Below are 255 nucleotides of genomic sequence, written 5' to 3' on the forward strand. Positions count from 1 at the left end.
GCTTGTGCGTCGAAATCCGTGGTGGCGGGCAGGTTGGCCCATGCGCCGCCGCCGTAGGCCAGCATTGTTGTCGGCGGCGCGTAATCCAGCGCCAGCAGTTGCCCGTCGTATTCGACGGCGACCGACAATGCCGCATCGCGCGCATCGTCAGGCATCAGGAACCCGAACTCATAGGTGAGCGGCAGGTGCGTGTCTGTGGGCACGGGCTGGGACAGGTCGAGGATGACGGTCTGCATCGCCCATGCGCCGCCGCCG

At 67.1% G+C, this 255-nt stretch carries 1 protein-coding gene; it reads right to left on the reverse strand.

The features are described from left to right. Positions 1-236, reverse strand: a 236-nt coding sequence (locus V6B97_RS17310) for a hypothetical protein (RefSeq protein ID WP_333507722.1), incomplete at its 3' end; no start/stop codon positions are given. Positions 237-255 lie beyond the last annotated feature (19 nt).

It is taken from the genome of Nitratidesulfovibrio sp. 1201_IL3209, from assembly GCF_036763125.1.
Lineage (GTDB): Bacteria > Desulfobacterota > Desulfovibrionia > Desulfovibrionales > Desulfovibrionaceae > Cupidesulfovibrio.